This is a genomic window from Kitasatospora sp. NPDC127067, from assembly GCF_042724755.1.
GTDB lineage: Bacteria > Actinomycetota > Actinomycetes > Streptomycetales > Streptomycetaceae > Kitasatospora > Kitasatospora lactacystinica.
In genome coordinates this window covers 1-16,572 of the sequence record NZ_JBHXEM010000169.1, presented here as the reverse complement: position 1 = coordinate 16,572, position 16,572 = coordinate 1, and the positions used below count along the sequence as shown (strand labels likewise).

Genomic DNA, 16,572 nt, shown 5'->3' with positions numbered 1-16,572 from the left:
CAGACGGCCTGGATCAATGACCCGGCCAAGCGCAGGGAACCCGCACCACAAACCTCATAGCGTCACGACTGTCTCACTGGACTTGAAATCTTCCGCCGAGTGGGTGTCCCTGCTCGCCATGCCGGGCGACCAACGGGCCCAGCAGCTCTACCATCGCCTCGGGTACCGCTACGGCGGGCCGTACAAGGCGGGCCCGCACGACCCGGTCCTCGACCTGCTGCTGCTCCGCACCGACACGCAGTCCTCGGCAGGTTGATTCGCCCATGCCACTGCCGTTGACGGCCAGCCACGGAACGTCCCAGCTCCCCAATTGGGGAGCCGGGACAGCGGTTCGAGCGGCACCCTGGAAGCGGATGCGCGAGCGGAGGTGGCGGCCGTGCCTGAGCTTCGGAGGGCAGCTGTGGTGACCTGCGGATACTGCGGCCTCCCCTGTCACTGGAACCCCTTCTGTCAAGGGACAGTGGGATCTCCTCCTACTGTCCCTTGACAGAAGGAACGTCTGATCGATCACTGGGTAGGGCACGAAGGCCGCACCATCGTTCGGAACAGGGCGTGATCTCGCTACGAACTCTTCGTGGTTGAACTACAAAGGCACCAACCGTCGGAACACCCGGTCCTGTACTTCCCATGTCGCTTGACTCCACGGGTGCCACACGTCCTGGCCGGCACCTCGGAGTATCCCCTCCCAGTTGCTCGTGAAATGGCCAGGCTGAAAATCTCCCCAATAGTGGCCTTTGGTTCCATCGTCCCACGTTACATAGAAATCAACGTGCTGGCCTGTCACCTCCCCGGTGACCTCTGTGCTGTGCACCTGCCCATTGTGGTGTTCGCAGTATCCGCCGAGATGATTGCCGTTCTGTGACATATCTGCTTCGACAACAGCTCCGTTGCTCTGCACGATCTTCAGATGGCCGGCGATGTTGATGTACGGGTCACTTGGCATATCCGGCACCTCCAACCGGGTGTTCGGCCATTCCAGGCTAGGCGCCAACTCGGCTGTCCTGCATCTGCGGGTGCCGGCCCGTATGGTCGCGCAGGCTGCGGGAGAGCGGGTCTGCGCCCCGCGCAAGTGCCGCAATCTGTAGGGGGTGTTCGGTACTGATTGGGCTGCCGCGAGCGGTTTCGGGCGGAGGTATTGCCCGGTTCCGTCCGAGTTGGCGGTCAGGCCTTCGTCTTCCTGGAAGGCTTACCGACTGCTGGCGGCCCGCCGTGGCAACTGCCCGCGTAACGCCCCTTGAAGGGGCTTCCCCGCGCTTAGCCAGCTCTTGGTCTGTCGGCCGCCAGCTGATACATCGTCACCGCTTCCTTGCCGGAGAATCTACCTCAATCAGGACGCCGGCAGTGGATCGGAGAACCAGGTTGCCGTGTTCTGCGGATTGTTTAGGTCAACGCTGTCGCCAGCTAGGCGGTTGTCGAGGCCCAAGTGGCCGCTCATGCGCCCACGGGGCCCGGTCGTCCATTGGACGATGAGCACGACGTCGTTTCCGCTGACGACTCCATCGCAGTCCCCAGCAGTCCCGCCCACCGTTGCTTTTCCGAAGACCTTCCCTGAATCATTTTGATTCAAGTCGTGGAAATCCACCTTGTGCCCATCGCTTTGATAGGCCGACCACGACCCGCGAAGATTCATAGTCATGACAATTCCTTGCCGGGCTCCTCGCGCTCGGGCTGCATCCGCAGCTCGACGGAGACGTCCATCTACAGGCCGAACGACAATTGAGTCACTACCTCCAGGGGATCGCTACTGACTGCTCGACGCAACCGGGCTGAGCACCGAGGATCTCCCACGCCCGCACTCGCCCGACCACCACCGCGACGGCGGCCACGACCAGAAGCAGGGTGAGGGCTGACACTCTGCTCGACTGCCAAGACGGCAGGCTGCTGGCCCGAGATGCTCCAGTAGGCTGCGCCGGCCATGGATACGCACGCCGAACCCGAGCAGACCCGGCACGACGCGATCGCTTCCGGTCCGCCGATCCGGCAGCTCTTCCGGGACGTCATCGCCGACCGCCTGCCGGGCCGCAGGCCGCCCCAGGCGGCGATGCTGTTCGACGCCGAGACCTACCCCTCCTGGGACGAGCGCAGCTTCCTCGGTGACTTCTACAACGAGATCCTTCACCAGGACACCTGCCGGCCCGCCACCGCCGACGGCGTCGTCCTGCTCGCGGCCCTCGCCGTCGACAGCCGGGTTCCCGCCCGACAGCGGTTCCAAGCCGTCGAGGTGCTGTTCAGGGCTGCCACCGTTGCCGAGCGCCACCTCGCCGAGACCTGGCCGGCCGCCCCGCACCACGCCGATCCCGACAGCGAGGCCCGGACCCGCAGCGCGGTCCGGGGCCTCACCCCGGATCTGCTGACCCGCTGGTCGGCCGAATGCCCCGCTGTTCGGCTGGCCCTCGCCGGCCTCGCCGTCGTCTTCCCGACGGACCGCACCCTGCCCGCCCTGACACCGCGCCTGCAGACCTTCGCGCACCAGCACCCCCAGGACACCGACATCGGCGACTACGTGCGATTCGTCCTCGTGCTGGCCGCCCGGGACGACGACCGGATCCTCACGGTGACCGAGAAGCTCACCGACTCCTACTGGACGGGAACAGCGCGCGGAGTGCCGACACGGGCACGAGCCCTCCACCTCCTCGGCCAGATGCTGACCAAGATCGGAGCCGGACTCACCCGGCCACGCACCGGGCAGTGAGGCCACGCGAGCACGATGACCGACACGGATCTCCGGCGCAGGACACCAGGCCTCCGCCCGCTCACACCCCACGTGTGCCGGGCGGCACCCTGTTCCTCCTCTTACGGATGACGAACCGCCCGCCCGTCGCGTGGTACACGTACCCGCCGAACAGCACAGCGATGGCGATGACCCCCACGACCGCCAGCGCCGCCCCCAGGAACCAGTGTTGCCCCAGTCCGGCCTCCACGACCTGGACCAGACCCGCGATGCTCATCCCGGCGATGAACGCCAGCAGGGTATCCACCTTCGCCCGCTGACGACGCTCCGCAGCGTCGCGGTCGTTCTTCTCCGTTTCCTTCCGTTCCCTGGCCAGCTTCTCGATCGCACCCGTCAGCTGCTCCTGGGTGACCTCGGTGATCGAACGCGACAGCTCGTCGGCTTTGCGCTGGTACCCGGACGCCTCCAGCAGCACCCCCAGACGCTGCGCCGCCAAGGGCGAGGCGAGCAAGGACGGCGACCGGAGCAGCAAACTCTTCGCATGGACGTCGACGGCCAGCCGGTCCAGTTTCAGCTTCTCCTCGTTCAGCTGGTCGGAGAGTTCCTTGAGCGCGTCGCTGCTGGGATCCGCACCCAGCGCATCAGCCCGGCCCTCTCGGTCCTTCGCGTCCTGGTGGTGCTCGGCCAGGTCGGTGGACCAGCCCTCGAGCAACCCGTCCAGGGAGGAGGCGAACTCCAGCATCGACCCCCAGAAGTCCCGGACGAAGGTCGGCAGCCCGAGGGACACCAGAAGCGTGGTGTTGCAGGTCCGCAGGATCCACTCCCCGGTGGTGCCCGTGATCTCCGGCGACGCCGGGGGCGCCGTCGCGTACTGGACCCACTCCGCCAACGACCCCATCAGGCTCGGCGCCGGACTCGTCAGGATCCGCGCACCCACTGCCGTGACGAACTCATCGCTCGTCCGGATCTCCGAGCGATCCCGGCCGGCCGGGCCGACGACCGTGTAGGCGGCGGTCACCTCCATGACCACCTGGTACAGGCCCGGCCGGCACACGACCGCCCGCGTCGCCCCCAGCCGCGCGGGCACCGAGTCCTGCGCCAGGTCCATCGCCAGGGCCGACAAGCGGGGCCACCGCGGTCGGTCACGTGCCGGCCGGGCGCCGCCGGTGCTGTCACCACCAGTGCCGTCGAATCCGATGTCCAGCGCCCCGACCTCCGGTCCGGCCCAGAACAGCATGGCGAACAGCTCGACCGCCGACACATCGGCCAGATCCGCTTCGAACCGCACGTAGTGGTTCCCCAGAAGCGAAAGGCGCACCTGGACACCGAGCCCGGCCAGCGCCCGCCCATCCGGCGCACGGACGACGGCGTCCGGCATCACCACCAGCGCACCGTCGTAGCGGTGGCCCAGGCCGTCGTGGCTCTTCCAGACGTCGTCGAGATCGAGCGAGCCGTGTGTCCTGACCGGGCTGGTGCCGGCCAGTTCCCAACGCGACGCCTCGTCCTGCCCGACCGCCTCGACCAGCTCAGAGGGCTCCACACCGCGTACGGCGAACGGGTAGAGGTAGACCAGCTTTCCCCGCCCCACCCGCAGCCACCGATCCCCTGCTCGCTCCTGCAGTTCGAGCAGGCCGTACCGGAGCGCCCGCAGCTCGCTCACGCTGCCCTCGTCGGCCGCGATGACCCTGTCCGTCTCGGCCCGGCGCAACGCCACGAGCGCGGGGTTCAGCGAGGTGCCCGCGGCGTAGAACGCGGCAAGCGCCCGTGTGGCCATGGCCGTCGTGCGCTGCCAGCAGTCGTACAGCCGCCCCAGCTCCATGACCTGGTCCGCGACGTCACCGTGGGTCCGGCGGAACCGCATCGAAGCATCTCCCATCGACCGGACGGCCCGCCGAGCCCACAGAGCCGCCTCGTCCGCCGTCTCCGCCCGGACGTCCAGCAGGCCGCTGGTCATGGCCCCCTCCGAGCGGATCTGTGCGTCCAGGCTCCACATCAGCGCGCGGACGGCCCGCTCCGCCGCGTGGTCGTCCTGGGAGCACGGGGTGTGAGCAGCAGCCGTCAGGCACCTCTCGGTCCCGTGCAAGGTGCCCAGCAGCCGGTCGGAGGTGTACGAGGCCTGCCAGGCCTGCTTCACCTCGTTCAGCACCACCAGCAGCAGCCGCGCCACACCGCCCGGGACGCCGGACACCTGCTGAACGCACGGCCCGATCCTGCGCTCCACCAGCCGCTCGTGCACCGCCGCGGACTCGGCACCGCCCGCCCGCGGCAGCACGGTGCTCGAGTCCGACTGGCCGTCCCCGTCCGCCGGCACGCCCACGTTCCAGCGTGGGAGTCCCCAGATCATTCCGATGTCCACACCCCGCTGGGACAACCAGTCGTACAGCGGCTCCACACCGCCATCGTCCCACCGCGCCGTCCGGTGGGCAGGACCAAGGCGCGGTGTGCACGAGGCCGGCAGGCCGCCTCCTGTCCCCGTCTGTCACCAGGACCAGGTCAGCGACCACGACCCGTGTGAAGACCACCTGCCGCGCCCTGTGCAACACTGCCCCGAGCAGGATCGACCCGATCGGTTTGCCCCGGACCGAGGCGGACCGGCACCGGTGCAGCGGTCCGTTCGCCGCCCCGCTCGTGGTCGGCGAGGGGTGTCACCGACTACTGAGGCGGCCGATCCGTTCGGCGGTCAGGCAGGCGCGCACGATGGCCACCCGGACCAGCGGGCCGCCGAGGCCGCACTTGATGACGTAGAAGAGGATGACGTTGGTCGAGGTGACTGCTAGTGCGTACACGTAGACGTCGTGCAGAAGTCCCAGGTAGAGCAGGGTGCCGACGCTGAGGACCGCGACCGCGTAGAACATCGAGGTCGGCGACCACTGGGTGAACGCCGCCAGGCCGGTGATCTTGCTGTCGTCCTCGGGCACCGTGGTCAGCCCGAGCCGCCGGGAGCGGGCGATGACGGCGCGGACGTACGCCAGGGTGACGGCGTTGGCGAGCCAGGTGAGGATCTGTCCGATCGCCGAGTTGACGGGCCACCAGCGCGGTTCGACCAGGGTGATGGCCAGCACCAGGCCGCACGGGACCACCGCCATGATCCGCATGATGGTCTCGGTGGTCAGGGCGAACCGGCTCAACGAGCCGGCCCGTCGGCCGATCGCGAGCGGCATCAGGCCGGAGAACAGCATTTGGTAGTCCCCGCCCGCCGAACCGAACGTGTCCGTTGGCCGGGCATCCGGGTCTCCACGTGATCCGGTGGATCAGGCTCGGTATTCGCTGACCTGGCCGACGAAGGCCGCATCGTCGTGGTTGGTCCGGCGGAAGCGAGCGCGTCCGGGTTGACCTCGTCGATGTTGCAGGGCGTGCTGATCTGCGCTCCGCGGAAGCGGTAACGCTCGACCCGCATGTTCGCCGGGTTGTGGAGAACGAGACCGCCCCCCGTGATGCGATCGGCCTCGTGGTAGCGCCGCCGCAGCTGTTGCCGGGTCATCCGGGGGTGGGTCATCGGCCGCGCGGGAGTCGCTCCGCCGGCGGCGCTGCGGGACGTGTGCCGCCGACTCTCCCGAGGTGGTGACCGGCATGCGGTACGGATCGGTCCGGGCGTCCTGGCGAACCCGTGTGCGAAGCCGGGGCGGAGTCCGATAGCGTGCACGAAGGAGTGCCGGGAAGCCTGGTCGGCGAACAAGGGACAGTTGTGTCCGCGGGCCGGTCCGGGGGTGGTGTGCGTGGCGCTCGACGCGAGGTCCGCCGGCACGCCGTCGGCCCGGCCCCGGCTGCGGACCCGCCGGCCCCGGCCCCTCAGGCGTAACACACCGTCCACAGGGCTTCAGTGGACCTCGGACAGATTCCGAGAACTGAGACACCGTCCGGCGTTCCAGGCCGCCCGGTGCCGTCCGACCCCGGAAGGGGCGGGGCGGCACGCCCCGGCGACGGCAACCCAGGCGTTCCGGCCACGCACCGGACCGGGGGGAGAACCGTCATGACCCACCGTCCCTCACCATGGACCCGCACCGGCGGCGCGCTGCTCGCTGCGGCGGCGCTCGTCCCGGCAGCGGCTGCCTGGTACGTGTTCGCCGTCCGGATGCCGGACGACACCGAGCGGTCCCGCTCGTACTCGGTCGCCACGACCTGCCCGGCCGGGAACCCGGGCACGGCGGTCGAGGAATGCGTGCGCACCGTGCCGTTCACCGTCAGCGGCACGGTCCTCCGGCACAAGGACCACCTGGCAACGCTGGACGGCGCGCCGTCCTGGAGCGGCACGGTGCGGTTCGGCAACCCCGGGCCGCTGCTGGAGGGCCTGAAGCCCGGCGACCGGGTGGACGGCACGGTGTGGCGCGGCCAGGTGATGCGCCTGGAGCGGGCTGGCGTCGCGCAGGCCTCCGTCGACGAGCCCCGCGACGAGGCGCAGCTCATCGCCGGGCTGGGCACCTTCGCCGCGCTCCTGGCGGTGCTCGCCGCCGCCCTGGGCGCACTCCTGTTCACCGGCCGTCCCACCACGTTCGCCCTCGCCCGGTCGCTCTTCTTCTGGACGCTGTTCTCCTGCGTCATGCCCGCGGTGCTCGCGTTCTGGGCCGACCTGCCGTGGTGGACGGTGCCGGCCGCGGCCATCCCGACTGCGCTGCTCGCGGCGGAGGCGGTGCGCCGCCGGAACACGGCGGGGACCCGGACGGGGCCGCAGGGGTTCGTGGACGACCATCTGCCTGCTTGACCCCGCCGGCAATCGGCGCGGTTGCCGCCGGCTCCCCGCCGTGGGCCTGCCGGAGCATGAACGGCTCCGGTTCCCCGACGCCGAGCAGCATGTGCTGAAACTGCCTCGCACCGTCCGCTACGAGCACTTCCGCCCGTTCACAGCGGACTACGCGTCACCGCAGGGCGCAGCCACGGGCCTTCGAGTGGGGCTCCATCGTCGTGGCGGAGCGGACGACGCGGAGCGGTCCGGAGGCCGCCCAGGTCCCGAGGGGGGACAGGGCGGCCCCGGTGGCCCGCTGCTCGGCCGGGTGACCCCTGCTGTGGAGCACCTGCACTCTCACGGCCGCGTTCGCCCCGTGCTATGCGGGGCGAAGGACAGGGTCGATCTCGACCAGCATCTCGTGCAACCGGCAGGCTCCCAGGGCGACGCGGTCGTCGATGTCCCGTGACAACTCCTCGCAGAGCTCCAACGCCTTGTCCCGGTCGTCCGAGAAGATGCCGAATACGTCGACGATTGCGGTGTGGATCCAATCGCTGTGATTCGAGTCAGCGGCTGCCAGCGCAGACGCGACTATCGCCAGCCCGACCCTGTCCTTTCGCCGAAACAGGGCTTCTGCGGTCACTCGGGTCACGAAAGTGTCACCTGGGTCGAGCACGAGCTCGATCAGTGGCCCGAGTGCCTCCTGCATCTCGGCGAAGCCTGCCAGGCCGTGACCGGCATCCGCCCGGTCACGGTAGTCGTGGCTCCGCCCGAGCGCACCGAGCGCCACGACGGCTGCGTGCCGCCGCCGATCACTGTCCACCTGCCTGCCCATCCCTCCCACGATGTCCGGTCAAAATACCGCCAGGCACCCGCCCCGCCGGGGGTGATCGCCAGGACAATGCGTAGTTCAGAGAGACGTACCGGGGCCGAGCGCCGTCCTGATCGACACCCAGGCATCGAATCCCGCTCGCCTGCGCCTGGGGCGGCAGCCTTGGTCGTCCCCCTCAAGGACGGCAGGTGCACATCCCCCCCGGCGCGACCGGAAAACGCCGGGCGGGGCGCCATGGGGCCTTCGCTGCCGTGACGCCGTGACAAGCACCGTGACGTCCTGGGGTGCCCGGCGCGGGACCTGCTGAGGCAGTTGAACGGGTCAGCGGGGGCTCGGGCCGGCCGGCGGCTGCTCGACACCCGGTCCGCCGGCGTGCGGTGCCTGAACGTAGCCCTCTGCCGGAACCGGCAGCGCGTCGATGCAGGCCGTCGAACAGGCGTTGACCAGCAGTGGCAGGACGTCGGCGCCCGAGGTCCGCAGTGAGATCCAGGCCTGGCGGAGGTTCACGCCCTCGATGTGCTGGTCGCAGACGCTGCACGTACGGATCACCGCGGCACCCCACACACCGGGGTCGAGGTCCTCGAAGTCGACGCCCTGGGCGGCGGTCGTCGCCAACAGCCGCGGAAACGGCGGCCGTCGCTTGTAGTTCCCATAGACGGCCCGGGTGCTCACCGTACTGCGGCGCAGGCCGGCACACCGGGTGATCTCGTACGGGAACCAGTGCAGGCGGTAGGAGGTGTACGGGGTGAACTCCTCGAGGCTGCGCATCGCGCCGATCTCGGGTGGGATGCGCACCAGGTTGCTGCCGTACAGCACGAGGTGCTTGACCGACGTGAGCTCGGCGATGGTCGGGGGGAGCGTGACGACCTGGCGCCGCTGTTCCGCGGTGAGTTCCACGAGCGGTTCGAAGACCTCACGTCCGTCGGCTGCCGCTTCTTCGATCAGTTCGAGAAGGCGGATCCATCCCGGTGCGGTGGTGTCCTGACGCTCCCGGTGGAAGCGGGTCGGCCGCTGGGGCCTGGTGCTGATGCGCTCGAGGCACGTGCACAGATCGCGGGGCGACTCGTCGCCGTCGGGACCGACGGCGACGGCCCAGCGATTCGAGAACACCTGTGGCTTCGACTTCTCACTCATCCGCTCACGGTAACGTCACAGCCGACGGGTCGTGGGCGTGATCGGATCCTGTTGTCCGTCCGCCGGTCCGGCTGCGTCCGGCGCCGTACCGACACGTGCTACCGGCAAGCCGGCCCGACAGCGAGGCGGAACGCGCCCGACTGTCCGGTTCCGGGTCGGAGATCCGCGCCCTGCTCCACCGCGGCCGGCCGACCGCCGGGCACAGGCGCACTATCCACCCGCTCGGAAAGCATCGTTCTGGCAGAGCGGCAGGAATCGCCACCTGACCGGGGCCCGCTTCAAGTCTTCGGCCCTGCCGCTCGACGGATCTCCTCTACTTTCCGGGTCCGCCGCGCTGGTGGACGTGCCAACCCACCGCACGCCGGGGCTCGGGGTCGAAGGTGGTGCGGAACTCGAGCAGCAGGTAAGCGGGCAGAACCAGCACAGCACCAGGGTCCGCCCACCCGGTAGGACCACTCGGGACGTGCTTCCTGAAAAGCTCGGCTGTACTCGGCAGGAGCCATCCCCGCGTGTGCGGGGCCGACCGGGGCCAGATCGTCATCGTCCCGGAGGACATGGAGCCATCCCCGCGTGTGCGGGGCCGACGCGGGAGCGAAGCCGGCGGATGCGCTCGGGGAGGAGCCATCCCCGCGTGTGCGGGGCCGACACTTCCTGACCTGCTGTGATTCGTCTCAGGATACGCGAATCTATTCAGTTCGAATCCGTAACCCAGCCTGCGCAGGGCTGAAGCTCGAGGCCGACCCGGAAGCCCCGTTCTTTCAGCCTGGCGCCGAGGAAACCGTGCTCGCGAGCACGAGGCCGAACTCCTCGCAGCGGGACCTGTCGTTACCCTGAGGAGGAGCAGCACCCGTGAGCTCGGAGCCGGTGAGTACGTAGCGGCTGTTCACGCAGCTTTCCGAGAGCGTCCCCCGCGAGCATCGTCCTCCTGGTCCATCACCCCGGGCTCGACGCTCTCACACCGCGCATCCGCTCCTTCGCCGTCATGTTGACGGGACACCAGAGCGGAGGGCTCCCGGAACGGCTTGGCGCGGTCCGCCAGGACGACCGGCCCGGCCTCCGCGCCCTCGCCGCCGTCATCGTCGCAGGACGCCCCCTGCTCTCGAACTCCGGCGTCGTCGAAGGACACGTCATCCGTATCGTTCCGTGGAATCGACGCTGTCAAGTGCCGCCGAGGATCCTGCCGCTTCGAATACGTGCTGGCCGATTGCGTCGCGGGCAGGAAGACTCAGCTGCTGTGGACATGGGAATCTCTGGCTTCAAACCGTCCTTCCTGGTAGGAGTCGAGGCGGTTCGGCAGGCGCACGAATCACGTCTGGCAACGCTCGTCGGCAGGCGGCTGACGGGGTTCGCCCTGGTGCGCTTCGCCGGGGACGACGACTGGTTCGCCGACTGCCCGGTGGTGGTGGACTTCGACGGCCTCCGGGTGGAGGTCTGCCACGCGAAGCTCGACGAACTCTCGATCGGCTGGAACACCATCGACACCGCAGCGGCCATCACCGGGTGGGAGCGGTCCGTGCTCACGCCCCAGTGGTCCCACAGCGATGAATGGCTGGAGCAGTTCATCGGCCAGGAACTGCGCGAGGTCGCGCTGCTTGAGTGGCGGCCGGCAGACCGTGACCTGGCGGCCGCAACGGTGGCGGTGGAGTTCGCCTTCACCGAGGCCGTCTGCGAATCGTCAATGGCCTCGACGAGAACCGCATCGAGATCGGCGCGACCCCGCCGGACTACATCCGATACCGGCTGAACCGCTGATCGCTACCACCCAGCCGACTTCTGGACGATTCCAACGACTGGGCAGGGCAGCCTGCGCTGGGATGCCGATCTGCCGAGGTGTCGGCTCGACCGGCGTGGGGACGTCGGAGATCCGCTTCAGTAGCCCGTCGATGGTGGCTTGCCCGTCGTCGACTCGGCGGCGCGTTCGTCGTCCGTCACCGCGATGGCCGTGAGCACCGCTGGCGAGGGCCCGGGGCCGGCACCCTGCCCGGGCCAGCAGTTGCACTTCTCGAGGCCGCCTTCCACGCTGCCGGTGAACGCCAGCGCTTCGCGACCGGTCCCGAGGGCAGCGAGCTGGGTGTCGAGCGCCGCGTCCACGTCCTCCGCCGACGGCTCACCCCGGTAGACCTTCAGTAGCAGGTGGGGCTGGCCATGGTGGTGGTGCGTGGGGTCGGACGCGCCGACGCCCCGGGGTGCACCGTCTCAACCCTGCGACGGCGTCCAGAACGCGGTGATCCTCGCTGCGCCGGGCCCGATCCCCTGCCAGGAACCGTCGAATTCGAGGACGGCCACGGAGGCGGTCGGGAACCCGGACTCTTCCACCCACCGTGAGAGGTCGCCGTCGGCTGCTCCGACGAGGAGCCGGACCAGCTCGGGCAGGCTCGGACTGTGTCCGACGACGACCAGGTCGCCCACGTGGTCCGAATTCTCACGCACCATCGCGACCAGCTCGCCGATCCCCGCTTCCCGTCGATGGATCTTCACACTGAGGTCGTAAAGCCCTGGCTCGTGGACCGTCTCTGGGAGCCGCGGCAACGCGGCGCCCACGTGTTCCCAGGTCTCCCTGGTCCGGCGGGCGCCGGACACCCGCGCGAGATCGGGCGTGATGCCGGAACCCGCGAGCCATCGTCCGGCCCGGGACGCCTCCTCCCGTCCCCGCTCGTCGAGACGCCGTTCCCTGTCGACCGCCGTCTCCCGTTCGGCCTGCGCATGACGGATCAGGACGAGCCTCCGGCCGGTACCCACGATCACGTTGGCCTCCCCTTGCCCGCAGGCCGCGGCGCAGCCCGACGGAATCGCTTGATCTTTTGGAGCCGAACACTACCCGGGCGGCGAGGAGCCCGGCCTCGGCCGCCGCGAACGGATCGCCCGCCTCCGCCAGTGCCGGTGGGCGGGCCGGTGCCGGCGGGAAATCGTTGGATCACGGCTGTGCGGGACCTCAACCCTGACCGGCCATGACGACCCCTGAAGAGGTGGACGAGACGGTTCTCCTGCACGCCCTGCTGCGCCATTTCGAGCACGTCGCGCCGCTCGGCGAACGCACCGCCGGCCCATGGCCCGGATGGCGTGTGCAGGCGGGCAGCGCGCTCGCCGATGATGACGCGAGGACAGACCCGTACCAGCTCTCCCACAGCGCTCACCATGCTCTGGCCGTGGCCGTCGACCATCTAAAAGCCCTGGTCGCCCTTGTGAGCGGCACCGAGAACGACGGCCACCGCGTGATGCTGCTGCCCACCCACGCCCCGTCCACCCTGCTGCGCGTCGCCCTGGAGAATGCCGCGCGGACCGTGTGGCTGTTTGGCACTGGCTACCGTCGCGAGCGGGTCCACCCCTGCCTGCGGATGCACCTCGCAGACCTGAAGAGCAGTATGGTGAAGATCAAACTGCCGGGCCACGCCCTGGACGGCCGGCAGGAGCACCAGGAGCAGATCAAGGACCTGCTGCGCACGGTCGGCCTACCGAAGGGCGAGCTGTCGAACGGGAGGCTGAAGATGCCCGGGTACGGCGACATCGTGTACACGGCCGGCACGCACACCCCTGTCGGAGGGGAGCGCGCCGAGCTGTTCTGGAGCGCCTGCGGCTCCCTCGCACACGGCGACCTGCACGGCATCCGCACCGTCCTGGACCGCGAGACGATGGCCACCGACGGCGACGTCAGCTGGATCAGGCTCGCCCTCCCACACGGCGAGGTCGTAGCTCATGGGCGCAGCCTGCCACCCGTCACCGACACTGCCATAGCAACGTCAGTAGGGATCGCCCACTTGGTCGGCCACGGCGAAGTCTGTCCCGCAGTCCGTGCAGTGCGCGCTTCCGAAGAGGTAGGCCACCGCGGCGGCGACCTCTTTCTGACCGTCGGCGAGAGCGAGCGTGTGGAGGCGTTGGCCGATGCCGTGTAGGTCGCCAGGACCCGCGGGTCGCAAGGGGGCCTTCTCGACGTTGTCATCCAGGGCGTAGTCGCCGCTCGTGGAGAAGTAACCGTAGTCACCGATGGCGATGAACAGGCTGGTTTCGCAGTTGGGACAGGAGACCTCGTACTCCCCGTTCACGAGCCCCCATGCCAGGTCTTCACCCCAGACCGGGACACCTTCGAATGCCAGGAGGGCTTCGAGCAGGTAGATGTACTCGGTCCTGTCGGGAGACGTCCGAAGGTGTTCGTTCGCCATTCGCAGCAGGGCCGCGATGTCCTGCGCATACTTCACACGGACATCGCCGGCCCCGTGCGGTTGGGCCGCCCCCGCCACGATCGCGGCTGCCAGGTGCAGTGCGCTCAGCCGCTCCTTCGGGTCAGCAACAGCGGCGATTGTCGTCAGCCGGGGAAGCGCCGCGAAACTGGCCGAGTAGACGCTGCCCTGATGGCAGAGGGCCGACCAGAGGTCGTTCCAGCGCTCGGCACTCGGATCTGCTTCGATCTGGTCCAGCAGGGCAGGTATGTCTTCTGCAGAGCCATAGGCGTGGCTGAGTTGCGACCAATCCGTCATGCAGGAATCCAATCAGGCCGATGTGACAGCTGGCCATTCCCGCCCCTGGCCCAGTGAGGTTGCCGGGCTCGGGGAGATACATAGTCCCATTCGACGACATTTGTCTGACTCGCTGACACCGCGTCCGTTTTACCAAGACAAGACTGTCCCGTCTCATTCATCGCGGCATGTAGATGTCTCCTTAACCTGCGCGTTGTCAGGTCTGATTGGGATTCGGGGCGGATGGGCCTGACGTCTTGGTGGTGTGCCTGGTCAGGAGGGGATGGGCATCCCGTCGATCACGGTCTGACAAGGGCCTCTGGCCTGCGAATTGTCATTTCTGTTGGGATTTCAGTGGTGAGGGTCTCATTGAAGATGGCATTTTCCAGGGGCGCCGAGCGCGAGCTCCCGTGATCAGAACCTGCAGTGCCACCAGGCCAGTTCGGAAGCTGCCTGCGGTTCGTGATGGGTCCGCCGCAGCAACACCGCGTCCAGATCGTCGACCCGTGCTCGTAGTTCGCCTGAGGCTCGGGGTGGAAGCATGAAGATAGCCTCTTCGAGCTTGTCGCGGGCCCAGCCTTCGCCGCAACAGGGGCAGGTGAATTCGGCCTCCCATGGCTTCCAGCGTCGCTTGGTCCCGTGGACTCGGGCGGACCACACGCTCACGGCCGTGGCGACGATGCCGGGTATCAGTCGGTCGCGCTCCAAGCAGCGGATGGCTGCGTTTGTGGGTCCTGAGACACGTGGGACATCGCGGTAGCGCACCCATGGACTACTCCATGATCGTTCGCGCAATCGAAGTGATGCCGGCGTTCTATGCGGCATGGACCCTTCGGGTGCAGTTCCGGTGCTGTCTCAGGATGCGGTCGACCGGCGCTCGCAGGGCTGGTGAGGTCAGTTCCAGGTCACGGTTGTCGCGCCCAGCGAGCATGTGGTCGAGCCAGCGTTCGTACCAGGCCAAGAAGTCAGTGGCCGACGAGACGTTGGGGCCCCAGAAGCCGTCAGCGTTTCCGGTGACGATGCGGCCTGTTAGGGGACCCGTGATACCGAGAAGCACCAGGTCGGTGCACCCTGCCTCGACGATGTGCAGGAACAGGTCACCTCGGTGAGGCGGGCCGCTGGCGAACGTGAACCCCCGAGGGCGGCTGGGCTCGCCTTGGGGGTCCATCGTGAACAGTCGGCATGAGCGCAACGGCAGCAGGCCGTAGAAGGGCGATGCTCCGCCCCCGCCCAGTGTGGTCAGGAAACTGCGGTAGGGATCAGGCAGTTCGATGTGGTGGTCGGCCTCGAACTCGGCGACCTTCGCGTTCGGCAGCGGGGGTTCGAGGCGGAACCGGTGCTTCTCTTCACCGAAGGAGTGGCTTCGCAGCGCGGCGTAGGGCACCTTGGCTAGCTTGCGTCGGATGCGGATGATCCGGGAGTCCATGCGAACTCTTCTCTCTGTCCTCCCGCAAACTACCTGCTCACTGGCCGAGGTGTCACCAGTGTGATCAGCTGCCCGCAAGCCAGTTGTGCCCGGCGTCGCGCGCTGGGATCCTCCCCAGGTGACGAGCATGAGCACGGAACCGCGTTCCGAGGCCAGATGGGACGGCCCTTACTATCGTGTCCGAACCGATGGCTTCGAGGCTTTCTTCCTGCCGAACCCTGGTGAGGTACTCGACCAGGTCTGCAACGTCGATGCTGAGGTTCGCCTCCCAGATGGCTCACGCTGGAGTGCGACGATCTTCACAGTCGCCGAGGTCAGCCGGTTGATGAAGAGATGGGAGGAGACAGGAGAAGCCGCAGGTGGCCGGTGCTTCTGGTGCTCGGACGGGCTGATCGTTCGGGATCCCGGCATCCGGGGGATGGTGAGCGTGATCGCCGAGCTGCTCGCCTCTAAAGAGTTCGAAGGAGCCTTTCATCGTCTGGACGACTCGGCTTGAGCTTGACGCTTCATGACTTTGCATCACCTTGAACGCCCGGATCGCCTTGAGCACCCCGAGAGAGGTCTGAGACGGCCGCGCCTAGGGTTCTCATTAACGTAGCGGTTTCCTGGTCACGTCAGGTGGCAGCTGCCGGGGAGAGATGCCGAGACGCCGTGCCGCCTCTGCGGATAGCTGGGGATGGTCTCGCCAGTGCGGTGAGACGAACAATCCGGTGAGAAAAACGGCTTCGGGATAGGTCGCCAGCTCGATTCGTGCGTCGGACGGACGGTACGGGTCACCGAAGGGATCCTCTCCCAGCACGTGGAGTCGATCACGCCATCGCTACACCGACCACGACCACTACTGGAACAAGGGCACGCCGTCCTGGAAGGCGTTCGGCCAGGTCATCGCGGGAAGGCCGGTCTCATGAGCCGATCCCCACAGCCAGGACCGCGGCACGGACGGACCGCCATCCGCGGACGGTCCGCTCGCGTCGTCGCGCTGGGTCTGCTGCCCCTCGGCATCCTCGCCCTCGCCGCCTGCGGAAGCGACGCCCCGTCCACGAACGTCGGACAGGCCGAGGAGAAGGTCAAGGCCTACGCCTCCGCCGCACTCGGGGTGCTCCCGGACAAGGACACCGTGAAGATCCCAGACCCGCTGGTCGACAAGGACGAATGCGAGTCCGGGCCCGCCAACTCGCCCACGCGGTACATGCCGTACATCTCCTACAAACTGCGCGGGATCCCCGGACCGAAGGTCCAGGGCGTCTTCGACGCGGTACGGCAGCGGCTTAAGAAGACATCTCATTTGGGCTTGTAGGCTGCTTTGTCGGCGGCGGTTGAACGGTGACCCTTTCTCGTCGGTTGAGTTCTGACCCTCGCGTCTTCTGTTGATCTTGTCAGTCGTTGCTGGTCGGGGTG

General features: G+C 68.2%; 16 protein-coding genes and 1 CRISPR repeat array. Of the genes, 7 read left to right on the top strand and 9 right to left on the bottom strand.

The features are described from left to right. Positions 1 to 82: 82 nt before the first annotated feature. Positions 83 to 256, top strand: coding sequence for a hypothetical protein (locus ACFWJ4_RS37490; RefSeq protein WP_380552787.1), 174 nt, complete (start codon positions 83 to 85; stop codon positions 254 to 256). 327 nt (positions 257 to 583) lie between these two features. On the opposite strand, the gene ACFWJ4_RS37485 is transcribed toward ACFWJ4_RS37490, so the two are convergent. Together ACFWJ4_RS37485 and ACFWJ4_RS37480 are read right to left on the bottom strand one after the other, a co-directional pair. After that, positions 584 to 943 (bottom strand): hypothetical protein, encoded by a 360-nt coding sequence (locus ACFWJ4_RS37485; RefSeq protein WP_380552784.1) that lies wholly within the window; start codon positions 941 to 943, stop codon positions 584 to 586. 384 nt (positions 944 to 1,327) lie between these two features. Next, on the bottom strand, positions 1,328 to 1,636 hold the full coding sequence (locus tag ACFWJ4_RS37480; protein ID WP_380552781.1) for a hypothetical protein: 309 nt from the start codon (positions 1,634 to 1,636) through the stop codon (positions 1,328 to 1,330). Positions 1,637 to 1,915: 279 nt separating this feature from the next. Here ACFWJ4_RS37480 and ACFWJ4_RS37475 point away from each other — a divergent pair, with 279 nt between their 5' ends. Beyond that, complete coding sequence (locus ACFWJ4_RS37475; protein ID WP_380552778.1) at positions 1,916 to 2,692, top strand: hypothetical protein; 777 nt, start codon at positions 1,916 to 1,918, stop codon at positions 2,690 to 2,692. A gap of 61 nt (positions 2,693 to 2,753) precedes the next feature. Here the strand turns inward: ACFWJ4_RS37475 and ACFWJ4_RS37470 are convergent, their stop codons facing one another. Beyond that, positions 2,754 to 5,063, bottom strand: a complete 2,310-nt coding sequence (locus tag ACFWJ4_RS37470; protein ID WP_380552776.1) for a hypothetical protein — start codon at positions 5,061 to 5,063, stop codon at positions 2,754 to 2,756. A gap of 253 nt (positions 5,064 to 5,316) precedes the next feature. After that, entirely contained in the window at positions 5,317 to 5,850 is a 534-nt protein-coding gene (locus ACFWJ4_RS37465) for a hypothetical protein (protein ID WP_380552774.1), read from the bottom strand. Between the two features lie 791 nt (positions 5,851 to 6,641). On the opposite strand from ACFWJ4_RS37465, the gene ACFWJ4_RS37460 reads away from it, so the two are divergent. Beyond that, complete coding sequence (locus ACFWJ4_RS37460) at positions 6,642 to 7,370, top strand: hypothetical protein (RefSeq protein WP_380552772.1); 729 nt, start codon at positions 6,642 to 6,644, stop codon at positions 7,368 to 7,370. 340 nt (positions 7,371 to 7,710) lie between these two features. On the opposite strand, the gene ACFWJ4_RS37455 is transcribed toward ACFWJ4_RS37460, so the two are convergent. Further along, complete coding sequence (locus tag ACFWJ4_RS37455; RefSeq protein WP_380552770.1) at positions 7,711 to 8,166, bottom strand: hypothetical protein; 456 nt, start codon at positions 8,164 to 8,166, stop codon at positions 7,711 to 7,713. Between the two features lie 318 nt (positions 8,167 to 8,484). Continuing rightward, a complete protein-coding gene (locus ACFWJ4_RS37450) occupies positions 8,485 to 9,297 on the bottom strand; it encodes a leucine-rich repeat domain-containing protein (RefSeq protein WP_380552767.1) in 813 nt (270 codons plus the stop codon). A 495-nt stretch (positions 9,298 to 9,792) separates the two neighbouring features. Next, positions 9,793 to 9,943: a CRISPR direct-repeat array (repeat unit 29 nt; unit sequence GGAGCCATCCCCGCGTGTGCGGGGCCGAC). A gap of 588 nt (positions 9,944 to 10,531) precedes the next feature. Here ACFWJ4_RS37450 and ACFWJ4_RS37445 point away from each other — a divergent pair. Next, positions 10,532 to 11,041: a hypothetical protein gene (locus ACFWJ4_RS37445; protein ID WP_380552764.1), complete on the top strand. Its 510-nt coding sequence runs from the start codon at positions 10,532 to 10,534 to the stop codon at positions 11,039 to 11,041. 125 nt (positions 11,042 to 11,166) lie between these two features. On the opposite strand, the gene ACFWJ4_RS37440 is transcribed toward ACFWJ4_RS37445, so the two are convergent. Next, on the bottom strand, positions 11,167 to 11,388 hold the full coding sequence (locus ACFWJ4_RS37440; protein WP_380552761.1) for a hypothetical protein: 222 nt from the start codon (positions 11,386 to 11,388) through the stop codon (positions 11,167 to 11,169). Between the two features lie 105 nt (positions 11,389 to 11,493). Beyond that, positions 11,494 to 12,042, bottom strand: coding sequence for a SixA phosphatase family protein (locus tag ACFWJ4_RS37435; protein ID WP_380552758.1), 549 nt, complete (start codon positions 12,040 to 12,042; stop codon positions 11,494 to 11,496). A gap of 203 nt (positions 12,043 to 12,245) precedes the next feature. On the opposite strand from ACFWJ4_RS37435, the gene ACFWJ4_RS37430 reads away from it, so the two are divergent. After that, positions 12,246 to 13,187 (top strand): hypothetical protein, encoded by a 942-nt coding sequence (locus ACFWJ4_RS37430; RefSeq protein ID WP_380552755.1) that lies wholly within the window; start codon positions 12,246 to 12,248, stop codon positions 13,185 to 13,187. A gap of 1,375 nt (positions 13,188 to 14,562) precedes the next feature. Here the strand turns inward: ACFWJ4_RS37430 and ACFWJ4_RS37425 are convergent. Next, the gene (locus ACFWJ4_RS37425; RefSeq protein ID WP_380552752.1) at positions 14,563 to 15,174 is read right to left on the bottom strand and encodes an SMI1/KNR4 family protein; all 612 of its coding nucleotides are present in this window, start codon (positions 15,172 to 15,174) and stop codon (positions 14,563 to 14,565) included. Positions 15,175 to 15,301: 127 nt separating this feature from the next. On the opposite strand from ACFWJ4_RS37425, the gene ACFWJ4_RS37420 reads away from it, so the two are divergent. Both ACFWJ4_RS37420 and ACFWJ4_RS37415 read left to right on the top strand, forming a co-directional pair. Further along, the gene (locus tag ACFWJ4_RS37420; protein ID WP_380552749.1) at positions 15,302 to 15,670 is read left to right on the top strand and encodes a hypothetical protein; all 369 of its coding nucleotides are present in this window, start codon (positions 15,302 to 15,304) and stop codon (positions 15,668 to 15,670) included. Positions 15,671 to 16,078: 408 nt separating this feature from the next. Beyond that, entirely contained in the window at positions 16,079 to 16,471 is a 393-nt protein-coding gene (locus ACFWJ4_RS37415) for a hypothetical protein (RefSeq protein ID WP_380552746.1), read from the top strand. Positions 16,472 to 16,572: the final 101 nt, after the last annotated feature.